Source organism: Paraburkholderia dilworthii (assembly GCF_000472525.1).
Taxonomy (GTDB): Bacteria; Pseudomonadota; Gammaproteobacteria; order Burkholderiales; family Burkholderiaceae; genus Paraburkholderia; species Paraburkholderia dilworthii.
On record NZ_AWZT01000103.1, the window covers coordinates 1 to 5645 of the forward strand.

General features: G+C 57.7%; 7 protein-coding genes. 5 read left to right on the forward strand and 2 right to left on the reverse strand.

Annotated features, from left to right (window positions below; translation table 11 throughout):
• The 3 genes from F759_RS0134925 to F759_RS0134935 form a co-directional block, all read left to right on the forward strand.
• A partial coding sequence (locus tag F759_RS0134925) for a DUF72 domain-containing protein (protein ID WP_027803599.1) occupies positions 1–421 on the forward strand: 421 nt, incomplete at its 5' end.
• Between the two features lie 123 nt (positions 422–544).
• Positions 545–1348, forward strand: a complete 804-nt coding sequence (locus F759_RS0134930) for a lipid II flippase Amj family protein (RefSeq protein WP_027803846.1) — start codon at positions 545–547, stop codon at positions 1346–1348.
• A 172-nt stretch (positions 1349–1520) separates the two neighbouring features.
• On the forward strand, positions 1521–2267 hold the full coding sequence (locus F759_RS0134935; protein ID WP_027803847.1) for a class I SAM-dependent methyltransferase: 747 nt from the start codon (positions 1521–1523) through the stop codon (positions 2265–2267).
• 107 nt (positions 2268–2374) lie between these two features.
• On the opposite strand, the gene F759_RS0134940 is transcribed toward F759_RS0134935, so the two are convergent.
• On the reverse strand, positions 2375–3655 hold the full coding sequence (locus tag F759_RS0134940; RefSeq protein WP_027803848.1) for a lysozyme inhibitor LprI family protein: 1281 nt from the start codon (positions 3653–3655) through the stop codon (positions 2375–2377).
• Between the two features lie 125 nt (positions 3656–3780).
• Between F759_RS0134940 and F759_RS0134945 the strand changes: the two genes are divergently transcribed.
• Together F759_RS0134945 and F759_RS0134950 are read left to right on the forward strand one after the other, a co-directional pair.
• A complete protein-coding gene (locus F759_RS0134945) occupies positions 3781–4584 on the forward strand; it encodes a lipid II flippase Amj family protein (protein WP_027803849.1) in 804 nt (267 codons plus the stop codon).
• A gap of 347 nt (positions 4585–4931) precedes the next feature.
• A complete protein-coding gene (locus F759_RS0134950) occupies positions 4932–5222 on the forward strand; it encodes a hypothetical protein (protein ID WP_027803850.1) in 291 nt (96 codons plus the stop codon).
• Here the strand turns inward: F759_RS0134950 and F759_RS0134955 are convergent.
• The coding region (locus tag F759_RS0134955; RefSeq protein ID WP_027803851.1) for a methyl-accepting chemotaxis protein at positions 5206–5645 on the reverse strand (440 nt) is incomplete at its 5' end. The two genes, F759_RS0134950 and F759_RS0134955, sit on opposite strands and share 17 nt — an antisense overlap.

Here is a 5645-nt window from a genome sequence, read left to right on the forward strand (position 1 = left end):
CTGTGCGGAGCGCATGCACCCGTTCCTCACCGCATTTGAGTTCCGGCATGAGAGCTGGTTGGGCGAAAAGCACCGTGAGTCGACGCTGGCGATGGAGCGGGAACGCGGCATTGTGCACGTCATTGTCGATGCGCCGGAAGGAGTGAAAAAACGCGCACACACCGTCTGGGAGGCTACCTCGCCGGAGCTCGCAATCGTGCGGCTGCATGGCCGCAACGCTGACACTTGGACCGGCGCTGAGTCGGCGGCCGACCGATTCAACTATGAGTACTCCGAGGACGAGTTGCGCGCCCTCGCGCCGGGCATCCAGGCAATCGCGAAGAACGTCGGGCGCACGCACGTGCTGTTCAACAACTGCTACAGAGATGTCGCTCAGCGCAACGCGGGAATGATGACGCGGCTCCTCAACGCAGAACGATAGAGCAACGGAAGGCGAAGTTCGGCCAATTTCGGACCTTCGGTATCAACCGCCAGTTTGGTGACAATCGAACCGGCGGGGGCGCTCCGGTAGACTTCAACTCTCATCCAACCTCGCCGGGATCGCATGGACACCCAGCTTTTGGTCATCTGCGTACTTACATTCGTAATTCACGTCATCGCGACGCTGGCTTACGCTGTGCGGATCGCAGGTGTTCGCACTCGACGTATCGCCGTGTCATTTTCTCTGTTCGGAATCATCGCTCTAGTATCCCGAACGGCGAACTCCTTTCAAGGGCCGTTCATAGCTAAGCGCGTGGAGCTTGATATTGCTCGGCATCTGGAAGGTGGCCTGCTCGGTGATTTCCGGCTCTTCCTGATCACGGCAACAGCGGCAAGCATAGTCGGCGCGTTGCTGATCCCAACGTTCCAGCGTTATTTCAGTCGCGCTGTCGAGCATTTCCAGGCTAATCGTTCGTTGCCGCGCCTTTTGCTCCACATTTTCAGCCGTGGCGGCATCAACTATATGCGGGACGGCGCGCGGGTTCCGTCGCGCCAAAACATCTCTCAGCTAACGAACGGTGCCGGCGTCTCCGGGACGGTGATAGCTCTCAACATCTTCGCGATGGCGATCTGGACTGTCGGTGTATTCGCGTCGCTCTATGCGGGATACCTAAAGCCAGATTTGCGCGTGACATGCGCTAATCTTTCTTCGGTCATTAATGGCTTTGCGACGGTGGTGTTGGCTGTGGTCATCGACCCGCAGGTTTCCGTCATGACGGACGACGTGATCGAAGGCCGAATCTCCGAAAACAGCTTTCGGCGAGCTATCACCACCCTTGCCGGGGCACGTGTTATCGGGACCTTGTGTGCACAAGTAATGCTCGTACCGGCCGCGCTCATAATCGTACGCGTCGCCGAACTGATCTAAAGCGGAGTATGCCTCCCTGGGACGCCGGGGTTGACCGCTCGCGGGGATAGTCAGGCCGATCCGGATTCGTAAGCGCGGCAATCCGTCAGGCGCGGTCCGGCCAGGAACGGCCGGTCGACTTCCTCACTCAGATCGGTAACAATCGATCGAGGATTCTGCGACAAAAAGACAGGTGACAGGTACCGCACAGGATGAATCACAGCGATCGATTGGCCGTGACGCGTATTCTGAGTTTGCGGAACGCTACGCGGAAGCGGCCATAACCAAGCCGCACAACGCGCTCTACGAGCGCCCCGCGACCATGTCACTCCTTGGTGATGTCGAGGGTCTGCGCGTTCTCGATGCGGGTTGTGGACCGGGCATATGCAGCGAGCGTCTCGCCCGATCCGGCGCAACCGTGCACGCGTTCGACGTCACACCGAAAATGGTCGAACTCGCTCGTCGACGATGCGCTTCGCTTCCGGTGGATGTCATGACGGGCGATCTTGCTTCCCCTCTCGACTGGCTTGCCGATCAGTCATTCGACAAGATCCTATGTTCACTTGCGTTTGACTATCTGGAAGACCTCAGACCGGCGCTCAAAGAGTTCCGGCGCGTAGCCCGTCGGGGCGCGACCCTGGTGTTTTCCATGGCGCACCCGATGCGAGACTGGATGGACGTACGAACTCATGGCGAAGGAACCTACTTCGCAACCTCACGCTTCGGCCTGTATTGGTCAGGTTTTGGTGAGCCGAAGCCCTATGTGCAAGCCTATCGTCGGCCTCTCTCCAGCATTCTGAATGGATTGTCCGACAGTGGCTGGCGATTGGATCACGTCGTCGAACCGCAACCGCTTTCCGAAATGCAAACGATCGCGGAAAGCTTGCACGCGGAGTTATCGCAAGCCCCGGCATTCATTTGTGTGCGTGCGCGTTGTTGATCGTCGAAGCATGGACGGATGGCGGCTAGGATCGGTCGTTCGACGTCGCGGGCCGAAGTGGAGACGATTTGATGTCGACGGAATTGAACCGCAACGCTGCTGACGGATTACTGAGCGCTGTCGGTTATAGCGCTTGCTCGTTTGTGGCCCGCCGGTGCCGACTTGAGCGGACGAACAAGATCGCTTTGAAGTATCAGTCTAAGTCTGCTCGAGGCCGCGATTTGTTCGGGCCGGATAGCGTTCAACCGGGGATCGTACCAGGCGACGACTAGCACGTGACCTCGCATGCTTCCTTGTGTGGGCCAGTAAGCAATGTCCATCAACACTTCGCGTCGGCCTTTGTTTGTGTAGTCTCCCTCCGATGACATCTGATAACGAACATTGAAGTCGTCGAAACAGAAAGAATCGGTGTTCTTGACCAAAACTTTCTCGCACCCCGGGTAGGTCCAAACGGGGAACTCGCCGTTTATTATTCGGATCTCCCCCCCTTGATGCCGGTGATGAAAGGTCTCTACGCGTTTAAGTTGATCGTAGTGGTCACCGTCGCATACATAGATCAGACACATAAACTCGTTGGAAAACGTCTCAAGATTGTCGAAGTCAACCGCGCTGCCTGCTCTTCGTTTCGACGAATGATCCTGAGCGGACAAAACTGCGAATTGGCACTTCTGATAGTCGGCGCCGTATGCGTTTTCGCCCATGGTATCCAGAGAGTATTGCCATGCTCCTGCATTCAACGTGTACAACTGGCGACAGGTTTCCGGATGTCGATAGATCTGGAAGTTCATGTCGAAATACATGGCGTAGTACATTCCGCGGCTGCCGTGATCGAGAATATCGCGGCGGTCCAGAATTGCCTCAATGTCGGGCGCCGCGTGAGTTTGCCGCAGATAAGACTGCTGGACGACTAATTCATCATTTAACTCGGCCTCGCGTTCTCGGTAGACGTTAAAGATGCACTCTGCGAATTGCTTCGAAGGCTGACCATTGCTCAGGCACGCCTCGTCCCGTAGTGCCAGCCAGGTCATCTGTCCGGCGACCAAATTGCGTTGCTGCGGATCGTTGTAATCGTTCAGTAACCTTTGTATTAGGAGGGCGACTTTCGCGTCCTCCGCCTGAAGGCCATCGTTGGCGCACACCATTCGATCGATCTGGCCGTTATTCGGACAGTCGGCCCCGAATGCGCTCCACGAGAGAGCCAACAATGTGAACGTAATCAGGACAGGAGCTAAATGTTTCATATCGCCGAGAGTGTGCGGAATCGTTCGAGGACTGTGAGGACGTGACCACTGCAATAACGGTAGCGGCAGGAGGTACTTGAGCGTATGGCAATGCTCTGGGTCGCCTGTGCCGTCGGTCAAACCCATCGTCATGCCGAGGGTTGGCATGCGCATCGCATTCGACGGTCGCCAGCCAAGATCGGACGTGCGGCTCCGGCCGTCCGAGCCGTGACAATCGGGACGCGGACGGGCTCCGGTAGACTTCAATTCTTGCGCAACCTCGTCGCGATAGCATGGACACTCAGCTTGTCATCATCTGCGGACTTACTTTCGTAATCCACGTCATCGCGACGCTGGCCTATGCGGTACGGATCGCAGGCGTTCGCACGCGGCGTATCGCCGTGTCGTTCTCTCTTTTCGGGATCATCGCCCTTGCCTCTCGAACAGCGAACTCGTTTCAAGGGCCGTTTATCGCCAAACGCGTCGAGCTTGAAATCGCACGGCATCTAGAGGGCGGGTTGCTCAGTGACTTCCGGCTCTTTCTGGTTACAGCCACTGCGGCAAGCATAGTCGGCGCGTTGCTGATTCCAACGTTCCAGCGCTACTTCAGTCGTGCAGTCGAGCACTTTCAAGCCAATCGTTCATTGCCGCGCCTCTTGCTCCACATTTTCAGTCGCGGCGGCATTAACTATATGCGTGACGGTGCACGCATCCCGTCACGCCAAAACATCTCGCAGCTGACGAGCGGTGCGGGTGTCTCTGGAAGGGTGATAGCCCTCAACGTCTTCGCGATGGCCATCTGGACGGTTGGTGTTTTCGCGTCACTCTACGCGGGATACCTGAAGCCCGATTTGCGCGTGACGTGCGCCAATCTGTCGTCGGTCATTAATGGATTCGCAACTGTGGTTCTGGCGGTGGTGATCGACCCTCAGGTTTCCGTCATGACGGACGACGTAATCGAAGGCCGAATCTCCGAGAACAGCTTTAGGCGGGCTATCACTACCCTTGCTGGTGCACGTGTTCTCGGCACCGTGTGTGCACAAGTGGTCCTCGTACCAGCTGCGCTTCTCGTCGTACGCGTCGCCGAGCTAATCTAGACGGTAGGACTGGCGTACCGTGCGTCGGAATGGCCGCTTTGGAGCGGCTTGGCCGTCCCTTGTGGGTCGGGATATGCCCTTCATACAGCCAGCCGCCGGCAAGCTATCGCGCGGAGTACTGTCCAATTGCCGACGTTCGGTGAAGGCACCAAGATTTTGCGTCGCTTCCCAGGTTTACTGTGGCGGCACAGTGACTACACTTGGTAAGGCTCGCGGGTGTCAGGTGCGCGGCCTTCTCAATTCGTTGCGCACACTCCACGCCGTCCGAAAGAGCAGTTCGAGGAGGCTGCACACCTTGTCTGTGCGGCGTGCTCTGTCGTTGGTCCATGAAATAGGAGGAGGCAATCATGCAAACCGTACTAAGGACATATTCCGGAAAGGGTGCAAAGGAGTTATTCGACCTGCTGGAGAAAAGAGCGGCTGACGTCGAGGAACTGCTGCGTTCGGTCAAAGGCTTCGTCGGCTACACCCTCGCACGCAGCGGCGATGGCGGATTCTCGGTTACTGTCTGCCAGGACAAGGCCGGCATCGATGAAAGCGTGCAAAAGGCGAAGGACTGGATCGCGAAGAACGCTGGAAACACTGGCGCGGCCGCGCCGGAAATATCGGAGGGATCAGTCGTCATTCACCTGAAGTAACTTCGCCTCGCGACTGGCAGCGCGCGAGTTCGCCGTCCGCGCGATGCGCGTGCGGCTCGCGTGCGGCGCGCCGTTGTTGCGACGCGTCGTCGTCGAGCTTGAAGGTGCTGACCGTATCGGCGAGCTGTTGCGCCTGATCCTGCAAAGCCTGCGCGGCAGCGGCGCTTTGCTCGACGAGCGCGGCGTTTTCCTGGGTCACCTTGTCCATCTGCGTGATCGCATGGTTGATCTGCTCGATGCCTTCGCTTTGTTCCTTGCTGGACGAACTGATCTCCGCAACTATTTCCGTCACGTGGCGAATGCTCTTGACGACTTCGCTGATGATCTGCCCGGCTTGTTCCACCATCTTGCCGCCGGTGCCGACCTGGTTTACGGAGTCGGCGATCAGTTCCTTGATCTCCTTCGCCGCGACGGCGCTGCGTT

Excerpts from the sequence above, each read along its gene's own strand:
- F759_RS0134930 (WP_027803846.1), top strand. The coding sequence starts at position 545 with ATGGACACCCAGCTTTTGGTCATCTGCGTACTTACATTCGTAATTCAC.
- F759_RS0134940 (WP_027803848.1), bottom strand. The coding sequence starts at position 3,655 with ATGCCAACCCTCGGCATGACGATGGGTTTGACCGACGGCACAGGCGAC.
- F759_RS0134950 (WP_027803850.1), top strand. The coding sequence starts at position 4,932 with ATGCAAACCGTACTAAGGACATATTCCGGAAAGGGTGCAAAGGAGTTA.
- F759_RS0134945 (WP_027803849.1), top strand. The coding sequence starts at position 3,781 with ATGGACACTCAGCTTGTCATCATCTGCGGACTTACTTTCGTAATCCAC.